19 protein-coding genes are annotated in these 22,813 nt (G+C 63.3%); 3 read left to right on the forward strand and 16 right to left on the reverse strand.

Going from position 1 to position 22,813, the window contains the following annotated elements; genetic code table 11:
• Nucleotides 1-311 precede the first annotated feature (311 nt).
• The 12 genes from proB to FWD29_05320 form a co-directional block, all read right to left on the reverse strand.
• Nucleotides 312-1,466: a glutamate 5-kinase gene (proB, locus tag FWD29_05265; GenBank protein MCL2803345.1), complete on the reverse strand. Its 1,155-nt coding sequence runs from the start codon at nt 1,464-1,466 to the stop codon at nt 312-314.
• Nucleotides 1,463-3,028, reverse strand: a complete 1,566-nt coding sequence (gene obgE, locus FWD29_05270; protein ID MCL2803346.1) for a GTPase ObgE — start codon at nt 3,026-3,028, stop codon at nt 1,463-1,465. The genes proB and obgE overlap by 4 nt, the downstream gene beginning before the upstream one ends.
• A 77-nt stretch (nt 3,029-3,105) precedes the next feature.
• Entirely contained in the window at nt 3,106-3,357 is a 252-nt protein-coding gene (gene rpmA, locus FWD29_05275; protein ID MCL2803347.1) for a 50S ribosomal protein L27, read from the reverse strand.
• 35 nt (nt 3,358-3,392) lie between these two features.
• On the reverse strand, nt 3,393-3,701 hold the full coding sequence (gene rplU / locus FWD29_05280; protein MCL2803348.1) for a 50S ribosomal protein L21: 309 nt from the start codon (nt 3,699-3,701) through the stop codon (nt 3,393-3,395).
• A gap of 157 nt (nt 3,702-3,858) precedes the next feature.
• Entirely contained in the window at nt 3,859-5,031 is a 1,173-nt protein-coding gene (locus FWD29_05285; GenBank protein MCL2803349.1) for a DUF916 domain-containing protein, read from the reverse strand.
• 21 nt (nt 5,032-5,052) lie between these two features.
• On the reverse strand, nt 5,053-6,816 hold the full coding sequence (locus FWD29_05290) for an HtaA domain-containing protein (GenBank protein ID MCL2803350.1): 1,764 nt from the start codon (nt 6,814-6,816) through the stop codon (nt 5,053-5,055).
• Complete coding sequence (locus FWD29_05295) at nt 6,813-8,099, reverse strand: hypothetical protein (GenBank protein MCL2803351.1); 1,287 nt, start codon at nt 8,097-8,099, stop codon at nt 6,813-6,815. Before FWD29_05295 ends, FWD29_05290 begins: the two co-directional genes overlap by 4 nt.
• Nucleotides 8,096-9,451, reverse strand: a complete 1,356-nt coding sequence (locus FWD29_05300; GenBank protein ID MCL2803352.1) for a hypothetical protein — start codon at nt 9,449-9,451, stop codon at nt 8,096-8,098. Before FWD29_05300 ends, FWD29_05295 begins: the two co-directional genes overlap by 4 nt.
• Complete coding sequence (locus FWD29_05305) at nt 9,448-10,227, reverse strand: heme ABC transporter ATP-binding protein (GenBank protein ID MCL2803353.1); 780 nt, start codon at nt 10,225-10,227, stop codon at nt 9,448-9,450. The genes FWD29_05300 and FWD29_05305 overlap by 4 nt, the downstream gene beginning before the upstream one ends.
• Nucleotides 10,224-11,324, reverse strand: coding sequence for an iron ABC transporter permease (locus FWD29_05310; protein MCL2803354.1), 1,101 nt, complete (start codon nt 11,322-11,324; stop codon nt 10,224-10,226). Before FWD29_05310 ends, FWD29_05305 begins: the two co-directional genes overlap by 4 nt.
• Nucleotides 11,321-12,370 carry an ABC transporter substrate-binding protein gene (locus FWD29_05315; protein ID MCL2803355.1) on the reverse strand — a complete coding sequence of 350 codons (1,050 nt, stop codon included), beginning with the start codon at nt 12,368-12,370 and terminating at the stop codon, nt 11,321-11,323. Before FWD29_05315 ends, FWD29_05310 begins: the two co-directional genes overlap by 4 nt.
• Nucleotides 12,371-12,755: 385 nt before the next feature.
• Nucleotides 12,756-14,744 (reverse strand): Rne/Rng family ribonuclease, encoded by a 1,989-nt coding sequence (locus FWD29_05320; protein ID MCL2803356.1) that lies wholly within the window; start codon nt 14,742-14,744, stop codon nt 12,756-12,758.
• Between FWD29_05320 and FWD29_05325 the strand changes: the two genes are divergently transcribed.
• Complete coding sequence (locus tag FWD29_05325) at nt 14,701-15,363, forward strand: hypothetical protein (protein MCL2803357.1); 663 nt, start codon at nt 14,701-14,703, stop codon at nt 15,361-15,363. The two genes, FWD29_05320 and FWD29_05325, sit on opposite strands and share 44 nt — an antisense overlap.
• Nucleotides 15,364-15,486: 123 nt before the next feature.
• Here FWD29_05325 and FWD29_05330 read toward each other — a convergent pair whose 3' ends face one another.
• Both FWD29_05330 and FWD29_05335 read right to left on the reverse strand, forming a co-directional pair.
• Complete coding sequence (locus tag FWD29_05330; GenBank protein ID MCL2803358.1) at nt 15,487-16,302, reverse strand: TIGR03936 family radical SAM-associated protein; 816 nt, start codon at nt 16,300-16,302, stop codon at nt 15,487-15,489.
• Nucleotides 16,303-16,322: 20 nt separating this feature from the next.
• Nucleotides 16,323-18,287: a TIGR03960 family B12-binding radical SAM protein gene (locus FWD29_05335; GenBank protein ID MCL2803359.1), complete on the reverse strand. Its 1,965-nt coding sequence runs from the start codon at nt 18,285-18,287 to the stop codon at nt 16,323-16,325.
• 257 nt (nt 18,288-18,544) lie between these two features.
• Here FWD29_05335 and FWD29_05340 point away from each other — a divergent pair, with 257 nt between their 5' ends.
• Together FWD29_05340 and cydB are read left to right on the forward strand one after the other, a co-directional pair.
• Nucleotides 18,545-20,056 carry a cytochrome ubiquinol oxidase subunit I gene (locus FWD29_05340; protein MCL2803360.1) on the forward strand — a complete coding sequence of 504 codons (1,512 nt, stop codon included), beginning with the start codon at nt 18,545-18,547 and terminating at the stop codon, nt 20,054-20,056.
• A 20-nt stretch (nt 20,057-20,076) separates the two neighbouring features.
• On the forward strand, nt 20,077-21,675 hold the full coding sequence (cydB, locus tag FWD29_05345; GenBank protein MCL2803361.1) for a cytochrome d ubiquinol oxidase subunit II: 1,599 nt from the start codon (nt 20,077-20,079) through the stop codon (nt 21,673-21,675).
• 399 nt (nt 21,676-22,074) lie between these two features.
• Here the strand turns inward: cydB and FWD29_05350 are convergent, their stop codons facing one another.
• Complete coding sequence (locus FWD29_05350; protein ID MCL2803362.1) at nt 22,075-22,464, reverse strand: PIN domain-containing protein; 390 nt, start codon at nt 22,462-22,464, stop codon at nt 22,075-22,077.
• Nucleotides 22,464-22,733, reverse strand: coding sequence for a type II toxin-antitoxin system prevent-host-death family antitoxin (locus FWD29_05355; GenBank protein ID MCL2803363.1), 270 nt, complete (start codon nt 22,731-22,733; stop codon nt 22,464-22,466). Before FWD29_05355 ends, FWD29_05350 begins: the two co-directional genes overlap by 1 nt.
• Between the last annotated feature and the right edge of the window lie 80 nt (nt 22,734-22,813).

Consider the following 22,813-nt stretch of genomic DNA (forward strand, 5'->3'; position numbering starts at 1 on the left):
AGTGAATCCAGCCAATCGACTTGAACACTTCAGTGAATCCAGCCAATCGACTTGAACACTTCAGTGAATCCAGCCAATCGACTTGAACACTTCAGTGAATCCAGCCAATCGACTTGAACACTTCGTTGACTGGCAAACTGCGTTTCCCCAGGTGGCGAAAAACCACCATCATTGAAGTGTTCAAGTCGATTCGAACCCTTCAACGAAACGTTCAAGTCGATCGCCCCGGGCTCTACGGGTGCCGCTGGGCCCGCCGCCCCGGCCCGCATGCCAAACCTCGGACTCGCGGTTGAGGCGATAGTCGGGGCTGGTCAGGGTTGGTCTGGGCGGCGAGCGTGGGCTTGGACCACCAGTTCGTCGCGGTGCACGGCCGGCACGGCTCTGTCGGCCCCCAGTTCAGCTTCGATCCGGCTCATATCCCAACCAATGATGCGTTTGAACTCTTCGGCCGAATAGCCGGCCAAGCCGCGGGCCAGGACTTTGCCGTCAAGTCCAGTGATTTCGACCGGCTCACCGGTGCCGAACTCGCCTTCAACCTGTTTGACACCAACCGCCAGCAGCGACTTCTTGCCTTTGGTGATGGCCAAGGCCGCTCCATCGTCAATCACCAGGCGGCCGCGCATTTTGGCGGCGTAACCCAGCCACATCCGCCTGGCCGGCACCCGCTTGCCGGTGACCTGGAAGAAAGTGCCAACCTCAGCTCCGTCCAAGGCGGGGCCAACTTGGTCTGCAGCGGCCAACAGCACCGGAATACCTGAACTGGTGGCCATGGCGGCGGCCTGGACCTTGGTCAGCATGCCACCGGTGCCGACGTCTGAACCGCGACCGGTCACCTCGACGGACTCAAGCTCGTCGAAACTGGACACCTCCGCCAGCCGGCGCGCCCCTGGCTTTGAAGGCGGCGCGTCGTAGAGCCCATCTACATCCGTCAAAAGCACCAGACCGTCGGCTCGAACCAGGTGGGCCACCAGTGCGGCCAGCCGGTCGTTGTCGCCAAAGCGAATTTCGTCAGTGGCCACGGCATCGTTTTCATTCACGATTGGCACAATGTCGCGGTGCAGCAACTCACCAAGGACTCTAAGGGCATTGCGATAGTGGCTTCGCCTGACCACGTCCTGCGCTGTCAGCAAGACCTGTCCAACCTGCAGTCCGTGGGCGGCAAACGCCGCTGTGTAGTGGGCCATAAGTAGGCCCTGACCAACCGAGGCGGCGGCTTGGGCTTGGGCCAAAGACTTGGGCCGGCGGCTCAGGCCCATCGGCTCAAGGCCGGCGGCCTGGGCCCCGGAAGACACCAGCACCACTTCACGGTTCTGGCCAACGTGCGCCGCCACCGCGTCAACTAGACCGCCCAGGCAATCCGGATCGAAGACACCGTTGTCACAGGCCAGGGAAGACGAGCCGATTTTGACCACCAGACGCTTGGCGGCCGCTAGCTCGGCCCGGTTGCGGGGCGGGTTATGCTTCACGACTCCACACTATTCGGATCAGTCCAATGGCCTTCTAGGCGCTCGGTCCAAAGCTCATCCCGGGCCCTGGCCTTGGCGTCCATCAGCTCGTGGTACTGCTGGCGTTTTTCGCCGCGAGTCGGCCGGGTTGATTCCTCCAGCCGCCTGTCAGTCCCCCTGGGTGATCCAAGCAGTTCGGCACCGGTTGACATAGACGGCTCCCAATCGAAGATGACGCCACCTTCGAGTGGACCAATCACCACTGGTACGCCGGCCACCGCACCGACCTGGGCTAACGCCTCTTCGACCCCGGCCTTGGCCAGGCGGTCCGCCAGGTAGCCGACCGCCTCATCGTTGGCGAAATCGGTTTGCGCCACCCAGCGTTCGACCTTTTCGCCCCGCACCTGGTAGGCCGCACCGGAGCCCTGGCTGGTCCGAGCCATCCCGCTGATGCCGCCGGCGTGGACCGTGACCTTGAACTGGGGCGCGTCAACCGGTTCTGGTCGCAAGACCACCCGCCGACCCCTGGCCGCCAACTCGCCCTCGGCCAAGGCCCTTCCCTTGGCCACCGACCGGACCAAGGTAAAGGCCAGCTGGCGCAGACCCAAGTGGCTGGTCGCACTGCACACCACCACCGGCCAGCCAGTGGCCTCAAGATCGGGTTTGACCATCTCGGCCAGCTCGGCCCCGTCCGGCAAATCAGCCTTGTTCAGCGCAATCACCCGCGGCCGGCGCATCAACGGCACTGACCCACCGGCAATACCAACGTCGCCGGCGTAGGCCGCCAGCTCGGCCTCCAAGGCTTCGAAGTCACTGACCGGATCGCGGCCGGGTTCAACCGTGGCTGTGTCGATCACGTGACAGACCACAGCCGAACGTTCGATATGCCGCAAGAAGTCCAACCCCAAGCCCTTGCCTTGGGCGGCTCCCGGAACCAGGCCGGGCACATCTGCCATGGTAAAACGGGCGTCGTCAGCCGCCACCACGCCCAGATTGGGGATCAAAGTGGTGAAGGGATAATCTGCAATTTTGGGCCGGGCGGCTGACATGGCCGCCACCAACGAGCTTTTGCCGGCGCTAGGAAAGCCAACCAGGGCGACATCGGCAATGGTCTTCAGCTCCAAGACCACCTCGGCCACCTCACCGGGCACACCAAGCAAGGCGAAACCGGGGGCTTTGCGCTGCGGGCCGGCCAAGGCGGCATTGCCCAAGCCACCCACTCCGCCACGGGCGGCCACAAAACGCGAACCGGCACCTATCAGATCTGCCAGGACGCCGGTATCGGGCGATTTGACCACAGTGCCGTTAGGCACCGGCAGCACCAAATCATTTCCGGCCGCCCCGTCGCGCAGTGATCCGCCGCCGCCAGAGCCGTTACCGGCCCGTCGCACCGGCGTGTGGTGGTAGCCCAACAGCGTGTTGACTCCCGCGTCAACCTCGAAAACGACTGATCCGCCTCGACCACCATTGCCGCCGTCCGGCCCACCGAGCGGTTTGAACTTCTCGCGCCTAACTGAGGCGCAGCCGTGGCCACCTTTGCCGGCTTCTAGGTGCAGCTGGACCCGGTCGACAAACTCTGCCACAGCAATACACCTCTAAGACCTACGAGCCAGCGCCTCGGTCGGAGCCCAGGGCGCCGTTGCCAAGGACAGGGTCAGCGCTAGACCTGAACTACGTCGATGACGCGGCGCCCGCCCCGCTGGCCAAACTTGACGTTGCCGTCTGCCAGGGCAAATAGGGTGTCGTCGCGGCCGCGGCCAACACCGTTGCCGGGATGGAAATGGGTGCCGCGTTGACGGACAATGATCTGCCCGGTGCGCACGGCCTGGCCGCCGTAGAGTTTCACGCCCAGACGCTGAGCGTTCGAATCGCGTCCGTTCCTCGAAGATGAGGCGCCCTTTTTATGTGCCATGTCGCAGTCCTTTTCGTGCCCTTTGTGCTTTGCGCCTACTTGATCGAGGTGACCTTGACGCGTGTCAAGTCTTGGCGGTGGCCCTGCCTGCGCCGCTGACCGGTCTTGTTTTTGTAGGTCAGAATGTTGATCTTTTTGCCTCGCTCGTTGCCGATTATCTCGGCCGTGACCTTGACCTTGGCCAGTTCCTTGGCGCTGGATTTGACCTTGTCGCCGTCTACCCACAACACGGCTGGCAGCTCGATGACCTCGCCAGGCTTGCCCGGCTGGCGGTCCATGACCACCACGTCGCCCACCGACACCTTCTCCTGGCGGCCGGAGGCCTTTACAATCGCGTACACCACGTCGCTCGTCTCTAATCGCGGGCACTTGGAGACCGTTGGACTCAGGCTCCCAGGGCTGCCCTGCTGGCTTCAGATTCTTGGCGCGCCAAGTCTTGGCAACGCCGACCCACTAGGCTACGGCCACCTCGCAGCCAGGTCAAACTCCGGCGCGTGATGGTTAGGCAGTCTCTGCATTACCTGAGCCGTCCGAATCGCCCAGGTCTCCACCGGGCTTAGGGCCGTCATTGGCGGCGGCACCAACTGAGCGCAAGGCCTGGCGGCGAGCCAAAAAGACCGCGCCACCCACCGCTAGTAAGACCACCGCCAGCCAGACCCAGGGCACCGACCAGCCTTTGACCGTGCCGGAAGCCGCGGCCGGCTGGCCTTCAGCACCAAGGCCCACGGCCAGGCCGTTGACCGTGACCTCAGCTGAGGTTCGCACTAGCGGCAAGACCCCGCTGACCTCAGCTTGCCGCTTGACCTCGCCGCCGGGCAGGATTTCTTCAAGGTTCTGCTCCACCTGGCGGGAGGCCCAACCAAACGGCCCTGAAACTGTGACCACTTCGTTCGCCACCAGCCGAGCGTTACCGGTGTTAGCCAGCGTGTAGCTGACGGTGACCCGCCCGCCGCTGAGCGGGTTGGCCGAGGTATGCGATACCAGTCGCAGGTCAGTCAGCTTCAAACCGGGCTCTAGTTCACCAGAAACCGTGACGTAAGCCCGCAAAGCCAAGCGTCGGTCCACCCCAATAGTGGCGTCGGTGGTGGCCTCAACCAGCGATGTGACCAGACCACCGGCGTGGTCCCCCGGACGGGCCTCGGCCGGCACAGCCAAGGTGAAGTCGACCTTGGCCTCTTGTCCGGCCTCAATCCGCACCAGGCCGGAGCCGGTCGACTCGGTGCCGAAGCTGAGCCAGGCACCGACGTCTTTGGCCTGGTCCTTGGCTGGCGCCAGGTCGAATTGGCCATCGGGCGTGGTGAAAGCATCGGCACCGTAGATGCGCAGCTCGATTGGGACCAGCGACAGGTTTGTTATGACCATGGCGTCGTTGATGACGCTGCCGGGATCAGCGTTGTAGGCGAAGGTGGCTCGCCCGGCGCCCAATTGGCCTTCGGCTGGGGCCAGCGCCCAGCTGACCTCGCCTGGGTCCGGCGCCGGCGTAGCGGCCCTCATGCCCGATGCCGGCCCTGTCCTTGGCGCCGCCAACTCACCTTGGGCGGCGGCTGGCGCCATCGTCGCCACGACCAAAGCCGCGGTCAGGGCCACGCCGGCCAGTTGAACCAACCGGCCGGTCCGGCGCCGCTTAGAGGCTGGCAGGGTCCGCCCGCCGGCCGGAGCTGATTCGACCGTCACCTGGTGCCCCCAGCCGGGCGGCTAGCCGACCGCCGTAATGGTTAGCATGCCGGTGTACTGGCCGGCCGGCGTGGTGGTGGGAATCGACAGGTTCAGCAAAGCGGAAAGCTCAGCGCTACCCAGCGGGTGGCCGGCTGAGGAGTAGGCCAAAGTCCGTGGGTCTTTCAGGCCAACTCCGGGCTGGACGGTGTCACCGGCAACCGCCCCAACGGTGTTGGTGCCAATGGCCGGCACCCAGCCCAGGTATTGGGCGCCAAAACTATCGGTGCCTTTGACAAAGTCGGTCACCTGGCCGTTTAGAGTCCAGGCGGCCGCGCTGGAGCGGGTATCAGTCACGGTAATTGAGGGCAGCGGGCCGGCGGCGGTAAAGAAGGCACCGCTTTGACTGGCTGTGCCTAAGGAAACCGCCGGAGTGGAGGTGATGGTCCAGGAGAACTGGCCGGTGCCCGGATCGTCCGGATCTGGCACCTCGACGTCAATCGGGATGCCCGGTTCGAAGCTGACCGGTGTGTAGGTTTCGAAACTGGCCACATTGGCACCGCCACCGCCGTAGGTGTAGATGCCATAGTTGCCGCCGGCCACGCCGGCTGCGTCGGCCGCCTCTTTGGAAACTGACAGTGTGGCTGTGAACGAGCCGTCTGACCTGAGCTCAATGGCACCTTGGGTGGGACCACCAATAGTGGCCATGTCTGCGGCCAAAACGGCCCAGCGGACATCAGCATTGGGCCGGGTGGCGGCACCGGCGCCCTCGGTTGGTTTCCAAGTCGCGGCGTACTTGCCAAAGGTGACGTAAACGCCGCCTGATTTACCCATCAGCGGCGGCCGGGTCGAAATGGCCATGGCCGGATCAAAACCGGTGCCTTCGACTGTCACTTCGGTGGCGCCGGCCTCAGAGAAGACCGTCCGCGAGACTGTTACCGCTGGCGCGCCCCCACCGCCGGAGGCGGTCCAGCTCAGGCTCACTGGCTTGGGCTGGTGGTTGGCGGCCGAGCCGTACCAATAGGAGCTTTGACCGGTTAGCTGTTGTAGGTCAACCAGCGACTGGGGGAAGGCCCCGGTGACCGAACCACCGGGTGTGGTGACGGTGACGTCGGCGTAGCGCGGTGTCAGGGTTAGCTGGCCGGAGGCTGTCGACAGGTCAACGCCAGCGAAATCGGCCAAGGTGATTGCGCGTGGGCTGATGGGCTGCCAGGCCACGCCGCCGCTTTGGGAGGCCTCGTAACCAGAACCGGTGGCGGTCAAAGAGGCCGTACCGTCTGCCCGCACGGTTAGGGTCGGGTTGGCCGCACTCCAATAGGTCATGCCACCGTAGAAGACCACCGAGAACGAACCGGTCCAGGAGATCGTGGCTGTCCCGGCGTCCTTGTCGATGGTGCCGGTACCGCCGCTTAGGACCACCCGGTTGGCGGTGGTTGATCCGGCTGTCGTGGTGACCGGCGCACCGGTGGCGTCTTGGCATTTGGTGGCCCAGGTCGGGGTGACCCAGGTGGTTCCAGTGCCCGGTTTTTCGACCTTGACGTTGCCTTCGCTGGACTTGTAGAAACCGTCGGCTTCAGTCCAAAAACGCGACGAGCCGGCGTCGCCAGCCGTCCCGGCCATCAGGAAGTTGCAGCCGCCGGCATGCGCTCCGGCGCCAACTTGGTCGTTGATAGCCCAGGTCAGCTGGACGTCGGTGACCTGCTCGGCGGCACCAGCCACCGAGCTCATCCAGGTCACCCCGGCTAGGGCGAGGGCACCGGCTAGAGCGAGGCTCAGGGCCTTACGGGGAGATAACGAGAGCTTCAACGGTCGATTCCTTTCGGTGTGAACCTGAACCAGCCTCGCCGCCAGGCGACCAGGCCGAATCCGATGGTAACTATGAGGGTTAGGAGTGCAATTTGGGCTGCCAGGCGCTGGGCTCGGCGTTCGGCTGTGGCCGTTGGTACCAGGGCTTTGGGGCCGGCCTGGTACATAACCGACTCGGCCGAATACGGCCAAGAGTCGTCTTCGGCGGGCTCGGTGGCGCCGCCGCCAGCACCGCCGCTACCGCCTCCGCCGCCTGTGGTGGTGGAGTTGAAGGCGGTGGCGTCACCGGCGCCGCCACTGTTGGCGCCGTCGACCGGCGGCGGTTTGTTGATCGACTTATCGGCATCCCAGGAGACATAGATGGCGTCAGGTGGTTTGCGGTAGTCGTGGTTGTTGCCGGTCGAATACCAGTACTGGCTCAGGCCAGTGCCTTTCTGGAAATTGACGAAAGCCTGCGGCCAAGCGCCGGGGTGAGTCGAGGCCGCCCCCAGTTTCTGGTCCGCCACGCCGCTTAGGGCGACACCGGCGTAGCTCGGTTTGAGGACAACGCCTTTGTCTTCCAGTTTGACACCGGTGGCTTGGGCCACCACCAAAGTGGTCTCTGAGAATTGACGCCACTTAGACGGGTCGTCCCGATCCGAGCCCCAGCCACCGACGGTGGCGGTCAAAGTGGCCCCACCAGCGGAGACCTTCAACACCGGGTTGCGCAGCCAGAAGTAGACCAAACCGTCGTAGAACACCACTGTGGCTGCGCCTTGCCAGGCGATTTGGGCTTGGCCGGTTTTGGTGTCAAAGTTGCCGTTGCCTTTGACGATCCGCATTTGGTGGTCGGTGAAGGTGCCGCCCGGTTCGCCTTTGACCGCCTGGCCATCTGGTCCTAGGCAACGCTGGCCATAGGGCACCGCCGCCCCCGAGCCACCCACCATCGAAACGTTGCCACTGGTCGAGTGGTAAAGCGAGGCACCGTTCTTTTCCCAGGCGCTGGCGCTGCCGGCGTTGCCGTTGGTGCCGGGCCTGCCGGCCATGACGAAGTTGCAGTTGCCAAAGTAGGTTTTGCCCCTGACCTCACGGTTGATCGACCAAGCCAGCTCGGCGTTGGTGGCCTTGCCACCGACCGGGTCGTCAGGCCCTTGGGTCGGGCCGGGATGGGCGTCAGGTACTTCCACGGTCACGGTGATGGGGCCATGGTCTGGGTCATCGGCCGCCCAGGCCAAATCGAGGCCACCAATAGCTAGGCCTAGGGTCACACCGAGCGCTATGACGGTGCCGCCAGGCGCCCTCATGAGGGGACCTCCTGGGTGTCGTCAAGACCGGACACCCGGGTTAAGGGCGGGTATTTGGGTCGGGGCGCGGGCGGCGCTGGCCTGGCCGGCGGCAGTGTTGGCGCCGACCGCGTTTCAACCGACGTCCGCTCCGGTGCCGCCGGCGCGGTTGGCGGCTCGGGATTTGCCGCGAGGGCCGGTGGGGCCACTTTGGCCTTGGATTTGGCCGGTTTTCGGGCCGATGCCGGTGGCCCAGTCCCGCTGCGGCCAGTTTGTTGGCGTTTGCGTTCAGCCCTGGCCTTTGACCGCCTCACCCCGGCGGCAACCAGCATGAACACCACCATCACGACCAGAGCACCGGCCGCCGCCACAATCGCTGTCTCAAGTGGAGTTAGTCCCTCAGCCTGGGCGGCCTCGGCCTCGGCCTTTTTGGCGGCCTCTTCGGCGCTGACCAAAGCCGGGTCACGTCTGACCGTGACCTCGGCTTCTGGTTTGGCCCCGGAGGAGGCTCCCTCCAACCTCAGCACATGGCTGCCCACGCGCAGATCAGGATCAAGCGGCACCGTGCCAGCGACTTCGCCGTAGCGTCCGGCTGTCAACGGTCCTACCGTCACTAAACCGTCGTCGAAAACGGCTATGACCTGCTCGCCGGGCAAGAAGCCCCGGGCGGTGAAGCCAAGGGCGTGGCCGGCCACCGCCGTAGTTGGGTCGACGCCCAAGGTGACCTCGACCGGTGGTGCCGCGCTGGCCTCGGGCGCCTGGCTGGCCCCAGGCGAAGCTGTGCCACCGGTCCCACCGCTGGTCTCACCACCGCCAAAGGAAACTGGAGTGAAGGTTTCGTTAGCCGCGTTGACCACCGCGTGGGCGCCTATTGTGATGATGCCGCATTGGCTGGTGCGGCAATCGACCGTGACGTTTTGGCCGGAGGAGTTGACCGTTTGGAAGGTCGGTCCCGGTACCACCAGTGTGGTTGACCAGGTGCCATTGGCGTTGAGCAGACCACCGTTGGCCGTGTCCCCGGTGGTCGAACCGGGAAAGGCGACGAATTTCTCATAGCCGGCGTTGTCCTTGGCTTGGGAGTCAGGCACATAGAGGTAGTCCTTGCCGCTGACCCCGCCCATCGACGGCCGCCACGACCCGGTGACTGTGCCAAACATGACGTAAATGCCGCCAAAGCCGTTTTGGATCGACTGGAAACCACTGCCCGATAGCTGCAAGGTGGTTGGCCCGTCGAGCGCAGCCTGCGCCTTTCCATCAACTCCGGACACGGCCACGCCGGCGGCGGCATGGGCCGGCGGGGCGGCCAGCACAGCCAAGGGCAGGGCGGCAAGTGCGGCCACGGCCGCCCAAATCCGGATCAGCTTTGGTCTCATACCGTCCCCCGCCTAGGCACAACCATGCGGACGCCGGTTTGAGGGTGGTCGAGCACATCAACTTTGTGTTGATAAACATTGGACAGCGATTCGGCCGTCAAGACTTGTTCGGCCGTACCGCAACCGGCCAGTTTGCCCCGGTCAAGTAACACCACTTGGTCGGCCCAGGCCGCCGCCAGCGAAAGGTCATGGACCACCGCTGCCACCGCTCCACCACCGGCGGCCTCCCCGCGGGCCAAAGCCATAACCATTTCCTGGTGCCTAATATCGAGGGCCGCGGTCGGCTCGTCCAGCAGCAAAACCCGACCCCGTTGGACCAAGGTACGGCCAAAGGCCACACGCGCCTTTTCCCCACCAGACAGAGTTGGAAAACGTCGCTCTGCCAGGGATGAGGTGTCTGTACGCGCCATTGCCAAGGCCACTTCGGCATCGTCCATCTCTGCTTGGTCGGTCCCATGCCACGGTGCCCGGCCCATCCGCACAATGTCAAGCACCGTGAAGGGGAAAGCCACAACGTTTTCCTGGGCCATAACCGCACGCAGGCGGGCCAGTTTCGTGACGGAATACTCGCCTATGGGCCGGCCGTCGTAGGTAACTTGCCCTCCGCTGGGCGTCAGGTCGCCGGCCAGCAGGCTCAGCAGGGTCGACTTGCCAGCACCGTTGGGGCCAACCACCACTGTCACTTGGCCTGGTTTGATCTCCAGGTCAACACCATCAAGCACAGTGAAGTTGTCCACCCGGTAGGTCACCGCCTGGGTGGCCAGGACGCCGTTCATGCCCAACCCCCTGCCCTGCGGCGGGTGCGGCGCAGCAGCCAGAAGAAAAACGGTCCGCCTACTAGCGCGGTCAGCATGCCAATGGGCAGTTCAGCGTAGGCCATAGCGGTGCGGGCAATCAGATCAGCGGCCATCAACATAACGGCTCCGCCCAAGGCCGAGGCTGGGATAAGCCAACGGTGGCCTGGTCCGGTGACCAGGCGAACCAGATGCGGCACCACCAGGCCAACGAAGGCGATAACACCACAAAAGGCCACGGCTGCCCCTGTCAGCACGCCAACTAGGACAATGCCACCGAGCCGCAGGCGTTCCACATCCACGCCCAGGTGCCGAGCGTCTTTCTCGCCTAAAGCCAAAAGGTCGAGGCGGCGGGCCATCAGCCAGGCGCCGGCCACGCCCACTAAGACCAACGGTGTGACCAGAGCCAGGTAAACGCCACGGGTGCCATTAAGGGAGCCAAGTTGCCAAAAGACGATCTCCTCACCACCGCGCCGGTCCGCCATGAAGGTGGAAAAGGCGATCAGGGCGCCGGCCACGGCGTTGACGGCCACGCCCATTAGCACCAGTGTGACAACCTCGGTTTTCCCACCGGACCGGGACAGGGTGTAGAGCAGGAAAGTGGCGCCCAAGGCTCCGGCAATGGCGGATATGGCCACCGCCCAGGGACCCAGCGAGCCGGCCCCAAAAGCGATAGCCGCGCAGGCCACTGCGGCCGCACCGGAAGACACGCCAACCACTCCTGGCTCAGCCAGGGGGTTGGTGAAAACCCCTTGCATCAGGGCACCAGCGGTGGCCAGAGCCATTCCGGCCAGGGCGGCCAAGGCCAGCCTGGGCCAGCGAATGGTCCATAGCACCGCGTCAATTGTGGCGGCCCCAGGATCATCGCTGGCCGCAGCTGATGCGCCGCCAAAGTGATGAACCAGCGAGGTCCAAAGCTGTCCTGGCGTCACCCGGATCTGCCCCAAGGCAGCCGAGGCCACGGCCAGCACCAGAACGACAATGCCCAGGCCAACCACTAGGCCAACGGCCTGGCGCCGGCCTTGAGCCAGGCGGGCCAGTTGCTCGGGCGCCAGGGCTGGCAGGGCGGTCTCGGTCATGGCTTCGGGTCGGGGGTGTAAATGGCAGCCGCCATGGCCAACAAGACCTCATTGGTGGAGGGGCCAAAAGCCAGGATTTGGGTGTCATCCATGTCGACAACCCGCCGGCGCTGGCCAGCCGGTGTGGCGGCGATGGCCGGTAGGCGCTCGAGTAGGCCGTCGACCCCGCCCACCGAATCCAGTCCGTTGGTCATCATCAAGATAAGGTCTGGGTTCATTGCCACCAGGCCCTCGTCGGTGACCGGACGCATGCCGTCCCAGCCAACCTCACCGGCCACGTCAATTCCGCCAACCGCTTCGATCAATGAGTCCGTGCCGGAATCCTTGCCGAAGACGTAGTAGATGCCAGCCTCGCCGCGGACGTACAAGAAAATGATGCGCAACCGCATGGCCGCGTCCTCAGGCACAGCCTTGGCGATAGTGGCCTTGGCCTGGTCGACCGCCTCGGCTGAGCGCTTTGCCAGGGCTTCGCCCTGTTCAGGCAGGCCTAGTGACCCGGCTATCTCTTTGATCAGGTCGCTCATCGATTCGAGCGAACGCTCAGAACTAACCAACACCACTGCGATGCCTGCCTCGCGCATTTGCTCAATCACAGCGAAGGGGCCTAGCGAGGTGTCGGTGATGATGACAGTTGGGGCTAGCTCCAAAATGGCCTCAGCCGAAAGGCTATTGCCGTTTTGGGTCACCCTTGGTTTGTCTTTGATACCGGGAAAGTCAGAGGAAGTGTCGCGGCCCACGACGTTATCGCCTAAGCCCAAGCCATAGACGATCTGGCTAGTGGTGCCGTAAATGTCCAGCGCCAGGATTCGGCTAACGTCGTTGACGGTGACTTCGTCCCCGCCTGAATCAGTCACAGTCACCGGCAACTTTGGTGTCGGTGCCTGGCTGACCGGCACAATTTCGCCCAGGTTCAAATTGGCCGTCGAGGGGCCTTCATAATCCTTCGGGTTGGTCATGGCCTGGTTCGGATCAAATACCACCGAGCCGGTTGCCTCAACCTCTTTAGGGCTGGCGCAACCGGACAACAGCAGACCGCCCAGAGCCACTAATGCCAACGTCTTGACCAGTGGTGATGGGGCAGGTCGGTGGGGGCGAGGGGAGAACACGGCCAAGGTCGGGGGTGGGACCACTCGATGACCTTTCACCGTCAGGCGGCCGAGCCGCGAATTGCTTGGGCCAACCCGCCAGGCATTGTCCAACCGGGAGATGAATCAAGGCTGCGGCGCAATTGACAAGGCCCAATACTGCCCCAGGGGGCCGTTCCAGGCAAGCAACCGACCTTGCCCGTGAAGGCATCGACACAAAACATGCACATGACGGGCGCTTTTGTGCCTTCTGAATTGGTGGATATCACCAATCACTTTCTTGGCCAAACTGGGCCAATTCCGGCGCGGGCTAGGTCGGCGACTGGCGCCTGTTTTGGCGAATCGCTTAGCTAGTCTCGCGCGAGTGAGCTGCTGCCGCCGCGATCGAAGCCAAGGTGGCTTTGACCTCCTCAGTCGCCTGAGGCACGGTGCCGCTATCGGCGGTTTTGGCGGCCGCCTTTTGGCGCTTGCCACCGCGTTTCTTTCGCTTGGCCGCCCCACCGCTGTCGCCACCTTTGCCCTTGGTCAACGGCGTGGAGTTGATCTGCACGCCACGGCCGTTACAGCAGTCACAGGGCTCTGAAAAAACGTCCAGCAGCCCCTGACCAACCCGTTTGCGCGTCATTTGCACCAGGCCCAGAGAGGTGACCTCGGCCACCTGGTGGCGCGTCCTATCACGCGACAAAGCCTCAACCAGGCGCCGTAACACCAGGTCACGGTTGGATTCGAGGACCATGTCAACAAAGTCGACCACGATAATTCCGCCAATATCCCGCAATCGCAGCTGCCGCACTATCTCCTCGGCGGCTTCGAGGTTGTTGCGCGTCACAGTTTCTTCAAGCGTGCCACCAGTGCCGGTGAACTTTCCGGTGTTGACATCGATGACCGACATAGCCTCGGTGTCATCAATTACCAGCGAGCCACCGGAGGGCAGCCAGACTTTGCGGTCGAGGCCTTTGGCCAGCTGCTCGTCAATCCGGTGTTCAGCGAATAGGTCACCTTCTTTCGTCCACAGGCTGACCCGTTGACGCAGTTCTGGCGCCACTTCTTCGATGTAGCCGGTGATCTCTGCGAAAACCTTTTCGCCGCTGACGGTCATATCTTCGAAATCGTCGTTGAAAACGTCTCGCACTACCCGGATGGCCAGATCCGGCTCGCCCCTGAGCAAAGCCGGGGCGCTAGCGGACTTGGTCTTGGCTTTGGCGTTGATCTTGTCCCAGGCCGCGGTTAGGCGTGCCATATCGGCTTTGAGGTCATCCTCGGAGGCTCCTTCGGCCGCCGTGCGCACAATCACGCCGCTGTCCGGCGGCACAATGTCCTTCAGGATCTGTTTCAGCCGAGCCCGCTCGCCGGCCGCCAACCGCCGCGAAATGCCGGTCATGCCGCCGCCAGGCACAAACACCAAATAGCGTCCCGGCAACGTGATTTGCGAGGTCAGCCGGGCCCCTTTGTGACCAATCGGGTCTTTGGTGACTTGCACCATGACCACGTCACCGGACTTTAGGGCCTGTTCGATCCGCTTTGGCTGACCTTCGAGGCCGGCCGCGTCCCAATTGACTTCCCCGGCGTAAAGCACGGCGTTGCGACCTTTGCCAATGTCAACAAAGGCTGCCTCCATTGAGGCCAGCACAGTTTGAACCCGGCCCACATAGACGTTTCCGGCAATAGTCGAACCGGATTGCCCGGTGACGTAGTGTTCCACCAAGACACCGTCTTCCATCACCGCAATCTGAATCCGGCCGTCGAGCTGACGCACCATCATGCGACGAGCCACGGCTTCGCGTCGAGCTAAGAACTCCGCCTCGGTGATGATGGTCCGCCGCCGCCCGGTCAGCCGGTCCTCTTTGCGCCGCATCCGTTTGGCCGCCAAGCGGGTTGAGCCTTCTAGTGCCGTTACCTTGTCGCTGTCGCCATCTTCGCCGCCGGTCCGGCGCCGCCGGCGCCGCCGCCTGGTGCCAGATTCGTCCTCTAGACCGTCATCCGGCGTGTCAGCGCCTGGGGCTGAGGCGGCCGCTTCGCTGGCTTTTGGTTCGGCTTTGCCGCTGGTTTTGGCCGGGTCTTTCTTTTTCTTGGCCGTTTCTTTTTTGGCTTGGCCGGGGCCGTGGCCCTTCGAGCCGCTGGTTTTGGCCTGGTCCTGGCCGGCCGGCGTTTCGCCTTCGCCGGATTCCTGGGCTTGGCCCTCGCTCCGTTTGCGACCCCCGCGCGAGCCCCGCCGGCGCCGGGAGCCATGAGCATCGTCGCCGTCTTCGGCGGCGGGGGTGTCCTTGGGCGCCTCGTCGGCTGGCGGCCGTTTGGGCAGCACCTGGGTTTGCGGGGCTTGGAACAACACCGTCATTGGCCCGGCCTCGGCCTCACTGTCCGATGCCGTCACCTGGTTTGGCTCAGTTGGGCTGGCCTGGTCTGTGGCAGGCTCGGCGCCGGCTTTGGCCCGGGTTGTGGTCTTGGCTTTGGCCGTGGTCTCAGTCGTGGTCTTGGCCTTGTTTGCGGTCTTTGCCCTGGCCTTGGCTGCAGTAGTAGCGCCGGCCTTGGGTTCGGCCCTGGCTGCGGCTTCGGTGGTTGCCTCGGCCTCGGTTTGGGGCTCGGCCTCAGTGGCGGGGGTTGGCTCGGACTTGGCCTTAGCCTTGGCCGTTGGTTTTGTCGCGGTTTTGGACTTGGCGCTGGTTTTGGTGGTGGATTTGGTCGAAGTCTTGGCCACTGTTTTCGGTTTTGTCTCGGCCACCTCGCTGCTCGCGGTCGCTGCCGCAGCTGCATCTGGGCTGGTCGGAACGTCGACAGCCGGGGCTGGGCCGACTGTCCCGGCCTTGGCTGTGGCGCGGCGGGGTCGTTTGGGAGGGGTCTGTTCGTCTCCAGGCACTGGTGTCTGGTCGTCTGCCATTATTACTCCAGGCCGGCCGGCGCCCCACACCTGGCCGCCAGCTTTGGCCGTTTTTCGCCAGCCCTTGGGCCGGCGCTAAGTCTGATGGAGCCTGTTGGTCAACAGGTTCCCCGTGCCTGCGCGGCGCACTGAGGCGTCCACCGCCATAGACGCGGTCGGAACCCGGTTTGCCACCAGGTTCCCATTTCACGCCATTGCCGCACTACGAACGGGAGAGCGGATCCTGCAAGGACCCTGCGTTCCCCCGGAGCAATCCCTGGGCTAACCGCGAGAACCTAGGAGGTGCGTTCGCGGCCAAACCGGCTGCTTCGGCGAGTGCTGTAACAACGTCATCGGGCCGCACGGCTGGTGTGGTGTGCCGCACAGTCACATCCAGTATTCCACATTGATCGAATTGGCTCCTAAGGTGCCCCGGCGCGCCCAAGTGGCTGTCACCGCCGGCCCGCTCGCCGCCGTCATCGGCCAACCTCAGTGACACTATGGCGCCGCGCACCTCCCGGCTAACAACCGGCCTGTCGTGGTTTTGGCTAGCTGGGCGACCTGGTCCCCCACCGGCCAGAGGCGAGGCCGGGCGCACAACTAGGCACTCCTCTAGCGCCATCAGCTTGGCCGTGGCATCGGCCAGCTGGGTCTGGTCGAGGCCGGGAAGGTAGACCCGCCAGAGCGAAGCCTCTAGCCGCTCGGCCAGATCGCGACCCGGCCAGCTAACCGCCCGGAAAACGGACAGTCCCTCCGGTGCGGCCTGATTCATGGCCGCGGTGATCTGGTCGAGCGAACCGGGCGCGGCCAACCGCATCAGCAGGTATTCGGCTTGGCTCTCAGCTCCAGTTGGGGCCGGAGTCAGGTAGCTCAACCGGGGGTGGGGCGTGAATCCGGCCGAATAGGCGATTGGCACCGACGCCCGGCGGACCAGTCGTTCGAAAACCCGCTGCATCACCCTAGGCGAGGCCCAGCGCAGCCGCCCGGTTTTGCCGTAGTGCAGGGCCACTTTGACCGGGCCGGGACCCCGCTGCGCCATTTCAACCTGGCCTACCGGGCTCATCGGTCCGCTCCGGCCAACTGGTTTTCGGTGCCGAGCGTAGTGCATACCCCGCAGTCGTAGCAGGTCGACCAGCGGCAGTCTTCTACGCCTTGGCCCTGGTGGGCCACAACCCATTCATCCCAGAGCCATTCGCGGTCTAAGCCTGTGTCGAGGTGGTCCCAGGGCAATACCTCGTCCCAGTCCCGCTGGCGGGTGGTGTACCAGTCGAGCGACAGTCCCTGCGGTTCGAGCACGTCTTTGGCCGCCGCTTGCCAAAGGTCCATATCCAAATGCTCGCGCCAAGCATCAAATCTGGCGCCGAGGCGCCAAGCCCGTTCGATGACCGCCCCGACCCGTCTATCGCCCCTGGCCAACAAGCCTTCTAAGCTGGCTGGCCGCGGCGCTCCCCAGCGCACTTTGATTGACTTGGCGGTCGAGCGGTTGGCTGCCACGGCCTGACGCAGGGCTTTGAGCCGCCGTTCGACCTCTGGGACGGGGCATTGGCTGGCCCATTGGAACGGAGTGTGAGGCTTGGGTACAAACGGCCCTATAGATACTGTGCAATTGATGTCGCGGCGGCCGGTGACTTGGCGGCCGGTTTGGATAACGCTTGCGGCCAGCTGGGCGATCTGGACTACATCAGCCTCCTCTTCGGTCGGCAAACCGCACATGAAATAGAGCTTGACCGAGCGCCAACCCTGCTCAAAGGCGGTTCTGACCGTGGCCATCAGGTCTTCCTCGGTCACTTGCTTGTTGATCACCTGTCGCATCCGCTCCGATCCGCCTTCCGGTGCGAAGGTCAAGCCGGAACGCCGCCCGCCGCGGTGCAATTCCTGGGCCAAACTCAAGTTGAAGGCGTCAACCCTGGTGGACGGCAGCGACAGGCCGGTTTGGCTGCCTTGGTATTCGTCCGCCATGGACCGGGCGATTTGGGCGATTTGCGAATGGTCGGCGCTTGACAGCGACAGTAGCGAAACCTCGTCGTAGCCGGTGGCCGCCAACGCCCGGCGCGCCTGTGAGGCCACCGCCTGGCAACTACGCTCACGCACCGGCCGGGTGATCATGCCGGCCTGGCAAAAACGGCAACCTCTGGTGCAGCCGCGGAAGATCTCTACGCTGACCCGCTCATGCACGGCCTCGGCTAGGGGCACCAGTGGCGCCTTGGGGTAGGGCCAATTATCGAGCAACTCGACCGTCTGCTTGGCCGGGCGGCTGGGCAACTGAGGGTCTACCGGGGTGACGGAGGCGATCTGGCCGCAGCCGGCATCGTACTTGACCTGGTAGAAGGCCGGCACGTAGACCAAACCGGCGATGGCCAGTTGGCGCAGCAGGCCCTGGCGCCCGCCTGGCCGGCCGGTCTGTTTCCAATGCCCAACCGTTTGGGAAATGGCGCCGACCACCTGCTCGCCGTCACCCAAAACCGCACCATCGATGAAGCTGGCCAGGGGTTCTGGGTTGGTGGCGCAGTGCCCGCCCACTATCACCAGGGGGTCAGTGTCACGGCGTTGGCGGGCCAGCAGTGGCAGCCCGGCCAGGTCGAGCATTGTCAGAAGGTTGGTGTACCCCAGTTCGGTGCTGAGCGACACGCCGAGAATGTCGAAACTGGCCACTGGCCTGTGGCTGTCTACGGTGAATAAGGGCAGGTCATGGCGGCGCATAGCCGTTTCCATGTCTTTGCGCGGGGTGTAGGCGCGCTCCGCCAGGACGTCAGTACGCTCGTTTAGAACCTCATAGAGAATGGCCAAGCCTTGGTTGGGCAGGCCAACCTCGTAGGTATCAGGAAAGGCCAGGCACCACCTAATTGTTGGGCCATCCCCTAGATTCCAGGGTTTGACCTGTGAGTTCACCTCGCCGCCAAGGTAGGCCACCGGGCCTTGGACTCGGTCCAGCAAGGCCTCGAGTTGACGGTAGCAACTGGCCGGCTCGGCCTCAGGCTGCGGACCCGGCTTCGCCCCGTCAATCGCGGCGGATTTGTCAACCATCACTGGGTATTCCTACTTTTTCTCCCGGCCATATTCCCGTGTTTTGTGAATGATCTGTGAGAAGCTGTGAAGGATTTGGGACTTTCGTCCTGGACTGGCGAGGAGCCTCACCATAGCGTGTCACAAGAGCTTGGGGCCCTGCGCCCCTCTGCTTTGTGCCCGCGAGGGCACTTTTTCCAATACCGTACCGACCCCTCACCGCGGAGGTGCACGTGCAAGCGCTTGATCTCGCCCGATGGCAGTTTGGCATAACCACTGTGTACCACTTCATCTTCGTGCCGTTGACCATCGGTCTGACGCCCCTGGTGGCGATCATGCAGACTGCCTGGTACCGGACCGGCAAAGACGAGTGGTACCGCCTGACCAGGTTCTTCAGCAAGTTGTTGCTGATCAACTTTGCGTTGGGAATTGTCACCGGCATAGTCCAAGAATTCCAGTTCGGCATGAACTGGTCGGAGTACTCCCGTGTCGCGGGAGATATCTTCGGAGCGCCGCTAGCCATGGAAGCGCTGGCAGCGTTCTTTATCGAATCCACCTTCCTGGGGATTTGGATCTTCGGCTGGGGCCGCCTCTCTCGTGGCGTCCACCTGCTGTCGATTTGGCTGGTGGCCATTGCGACCAACCTCTCAGCCTTCTTCATCCTGGCCGCAAACTCCTTCATGCAGTACCCAGTGGGGGCGCAGTTCGACGCCGCCGCACAGCGGGCGCATCTGGATTCCTTAACTGATGTCTTGTTCTCCAAGTTGTCAATGTCCACCTTGTGGCACACCATCTCGACGGCCTTCTTGGTGTCCGGCACCTTCGTCGCCGGCGTCGCCGTGTGGTGGGTTGTCAAGTCAGTGCGGGCCGGCAAAGAAGAGCAGGCCAAGGTCTACCGCAAGGCCGGCGCCTTTGGCTGCTGGGTCATCGTTGTGGCTGGCTTGTCGATTGGCCTCTCGGGCCACCATCAGGCTCAGATCATGGTCGAAGTCCAACCAACCAAGATGGCAGCGGCAGAGATGCTTTGCGTCACCCCAGAAAACGAGGGCGTCGGTTTCACCGTAGCGGCCTTTGGGGCCTGCAAGTTCGATGAGAACACAGGCCAATTCATTGATGAGGGTGTGACTCGGATCATTGAGATCCCCAAGATGCTGTCCATACTGGCTCACGGGACCCCGCTCAAGCCCCTCGATGGGGGTGATCAGCCGGTGATGGGTGCCGACAAGGCCGCCGCGGCTTTGGATGCCGCCTACGCCGAGGCCGGTGCCACTGTCGAGGCGAACCCCTCGAAGTTCATTCCCAACCAGATGGCAATTTTCTGGACATTCCGCCTGATGATCGCGTTCGCGCTGTTCAGCGGCGTCCTGGCCGTCATTGGCCTGCTGGCGCTACGCGGCGGACGAGTCTCCGGTTCTTCAGGCCTGAAGGCTTGGGCGGCGTTGTCGCTGCCAATGCCCTTCATCGGGGCTGCCATGGGCTGGATCTTCACCGAGATTGGCCGCCAACCGTTCATCGTCTACCCGCGCTGGGACGTCTTGCCTGAGGCAGGCGGGTGGCCGGCGCCAGATGTCGGCCTGTCGCTCCAAACCGGTATGGCCAACTCGCCGGTGGTGACCGGTGGCACCGTGGCCTTGTCCATGACCGTTTACACACTGCTTTATCTGACCCTGGCCGTGGCCTGGTTCTACCTGATGAAGCGGTATGTAGCGAAGGGTGCGCCCTTCGAAGAGGCCGTCATCGAAGAGAAGTCAGACTTGGATGATTCCAAGCCTCTGACCTTCTCCTACTGAGGCGAGGTGAAGGAGTAACAATGTTTATTGAGACATTCGCCGGGGCTGCTGTAGTGGCAGAACCCCTCGACACCGGCACTGCTGCCGGCGCCTTGATCAGACTGCTTCACGGTCTAACCGCATCCCCAACCACACTGCAATTGCTGTGGTTCGGCCTAATCGCCGTGCTTTGGATCGGCTACCTGGTGCTCGAAGGCTTCGACTTTGGTGTGGGCATGTTGCTGCCCATTCTGGGTAAGAAGAACAACGAACGCCGGGCCATGCTGTCATCGATTGGTCCGTTCTGGGATGGCAACGAGGTTTGGCTGCTAACCGCTGGTGGCGCCACCTTTGCCGCCTTCCCGGAGTGGTACGCCACGCTGTTTAGTGCGGCCTATCTACCCCTGTTCTTGATCCTTATGGGTCTGATTGTGCGCGCGGTGGCCATGGAGTACCGCGGCAAGATCAACAGCCCAGGCTGGCGCAAGCTGTGGGATGGCTGCATCATCTTCGGTTCGTATTTGCCCACCTTCCTGTGGGGCGTGGCCTTCACCATCCTGGTGGTTGGTGTTAAGGCTGCCGTCAATCCGGCCCAGCTTGGCCCAACCAAGATTCTCTATGACGGAACCTTCTGGGATCTGGTCTTCACCGGTAACGGCCTAGCCCTGCTGGGTGGCGTTTGCTTGGTAGCCCAGTTCTTGACGCACGGTGCTCTTTTCACCGCGCTGAAGACCGAGGGCGACCTCAGGGCCCGGGCGGAGAAGCTGGCCCCCAAGTTGGCCATTGTCGGCACTGTGCTGGCGGCCGCCTGGGGTCTGTGGCTAGTCACCATGTACACCAACAACAAGGCCTTCACATGGATCGTATTCATTGTGGCTGCCGTGGCGCTGGTGCTGGTTATCCTGACCTCGATGGCCAAGAAGTTCGGTCTGTCGTTCACCTTCATGACCGTGGCCTTGGCCTCGGTGGTGGTGTTCATCTTTGGCGGCTTGTTCCCCAATGTGATCAACGCTCAAAAGGTGACCATTAGGGGCGGCGACCTGCTGACTGATCCGGTTCTAGCTGCGGTTATTTATCCGCCGCTGCTGGAAAACGTTGACGGAGATACCGCCCAGGCCATTGCCGATGGTCTTGGCGTTGGTGTTGAGGACGTGGTTGCAGTGGTCCAAGGTGGCGGCGCCAAACTGGACGGCTGGTCGGAAGACGACATTGGCAAGCTGATCGGAGACGATGGCAACCTGTTGGGCGATGGCGCTGACATCACCAAGTTGATTACCAACAACCTGAGCTCACTTGACGCCGTGATTGGCAACGCCAACGTGGTACTGGGTGAAGGCGGCTTGGGCGTCGAGGGCTTCCTCGGCCAGCTCGAGCTGGCGCCCGATGACGCCAAGGCCAAGTACGACGGCCTTGACGGTGCCGAGCACACGGGCTTTGCCCCGATCGACGGCACCATTACCGGCCTGCCGATCGCAGCATCGTCTTCAACGCCAACCACGTTGAAGCTGATGACGATCGTGGCCTGCATCATGACACCGATCGTGTTGCTCTACCAGGCCTGGTCGATCATCACCTTCAAGCGGCGTGTCAACCCCGAGCGGATCCCTGAGGATACCGGTCTGGAACCCGCCAAGAAGTAAACCGAATAGACCCTTTCAGAAGAGACCCGGTGGCCTTGGCCACCGGGTCTCTTCGTTAACGCTCCGGCATCGGCCCAACACAAACCCGCGAGTCCGAGCTTTGTCACCATCCCCACTTCAGCGAGTCCGAGCTTTGTCGCCACCCTCTACTCACCGAGTCCGAGCTTTGTCACCACCCTCTACTCACCGAGTCCGAGCTTTGTCACCACCCTCTTTTCAGCGAGTCCGAGGCATCGCAGCAGGCACCAACACGCGAGTTGGAGCTTTGGCAAGGGACGGCCGGGCTCCGGCAGCGCGCGCCCCGCCTGGCCACCCCTCAGAACGCGAGTCCGAGGTCTCGCAGCAAGCGGCAGGGCTAGGGCGAAAAGTTGGGCCTGACTTGAGGCGAACCTACAGCCTCTAGGCAAACGCCGGCTCAACCACAACAACCAAGTCTTCTACCAACTCGAAGTCCTTTGAGTTCAAAGTGGCCAGACTCGCACCCAGCGAATAGGCCTGGCCAGCCAGCATGATGTCCTTGGCACGGGCGTGGGCCCGGCGCCGTTGCCACACCACCGCTGCCAGTTCGGCATAACCCTGGGCGGCCAAGCGGTCAAACGGCAGCCACTCAAGGCCAATTGCGTCCAGGCCGGCCAAGATGCTTTGCCGTCTGTGGCGTTCGGTCTGGGTTTTTGCCACCCTAACGCCCATGGCCAGTTCGCCGTAGCTGATGGCGCTGAAGCAGACTTGATCGTCCAGCGGCTCGAGCCGGTGGTATTCAATCAGCACAGACGTGTCCAGCAGAATCATCAATTCTCCCAGGGGTCCGTCAACCGGTCGCCCTGGCGCATGGAGGCAAGCTCTGCCGCATAGCCAGAACCTGGCGCGGCAGCACCCTGAAGACGCCTTGAGACCTCGAGTCCGTGCAAGTACCTGGCGCGCGGCAGCGGCCGGTCGAGCGGACCAAGCAACGCCGCTTCACGGCCTTGAACCGTCACCGTTACGGTCTCGCCAGCCTCGACCCGACGAATGATGGCAGAGGGGTTCTGTTTGAGTTCCCTGATTCCCACTGAGCGCATGGCGCTAGCATAACCGCTCCGTAGCACATGTTCTACCCTGGGTCCGCAGCCGCGCAATTCGCAACCTGCCCGATGCCGGA

It is taken from the genome of Micrococcales bacterium (genome assembly GCA_009784895.1).
In the GTDB taxonomy this organism is placed as follows: domain Bacteria; phylum Actinomycetota; class Actinomycetes; order Actinomycetales; family WQXJ01; genus WQXJ01.

Excerpts from the sequence above, each read along its gene's own strand:
- FWD29_05310 (MCL2803354.1), bottom strand. The coding sequence starts at position 11,324 with ATGACCGAGACCGCCCTGCCAGCCCTGGCGCCCGAGCAACTGGCCCGC.
- FWD29_05355 (MCL2803363.1), bottom strand. The coding sequence starts at position 22,733 with ATGCGCTCAGTGGGAATCAGGGAACTCAAACAGAACCCCTCTGCCATC.
- FWD29_05330 (MCL2803358.1), bottom strand. The coding sequence starts at position 16,302 with ATGGCGCAGCGGGGTCCCGGCCCGGTCAAAGTGGCCCTGCACTACGGC.
- FWD29_05350 (MCL2803362.1), bottom strand. The coding sequence starts at position 22,464 with ATGATTCTGCTGGACACGTCTGTGCTGATTGAATACCACCGGCTCGAG.
- cydB (MCL2803361.1), top strand. The coding sequence starts at position 20,077 with ATGTTTATTGAGACATTCGCCGGGGCTGCTGTAGTGGCAGAACCCCTC.
- FWD29_05305 (MCL2803353.1), bottom strand. The coding sequence starts at position 10,227 with ATGAACGGCGTCCTGGCCACCCAGGCGGTGACCTACCGGGTGGACAAC.
- FWD29_05335 (MCL2803359.1), bottom strand. The coding sequence starts at position 18,287 with ATGGTTGACAAATCCGCCGCGATTGACGGGGCGAAGCCGGGTCCGCAG.
- FWD29_05295 (MCL2803351.1), bottom strand. The coding sequence starts at position 8,099 with ATGAGGGCGCCTGGCGGCACCGTCATAGCGCTCGGTGTGACCCTAGGC.
- rpmA (MCL2803347.1), bottom strand. The coding sequence starts at position 3,357 with ATGGCACATAAAAAGGGCGCCTCATCTTCGAGGAACGGACGCGATTCG.
- FWD29_05320 (MCL2803356.1), bottom strand. The coding sequence starts at position 14,744 with ATGACGGTGTTGTTCCAAGCCCCGCAAACCCAGGTGCTGCCCAAACGG.
- FWD29_05300 (MCL2803352.1), bottom strand. The coding sequence starts at position 9,451 with ATGAGACCAAAGCTGATCCGGATTTGGGCGGCCGTGGCCGCACTTGCC.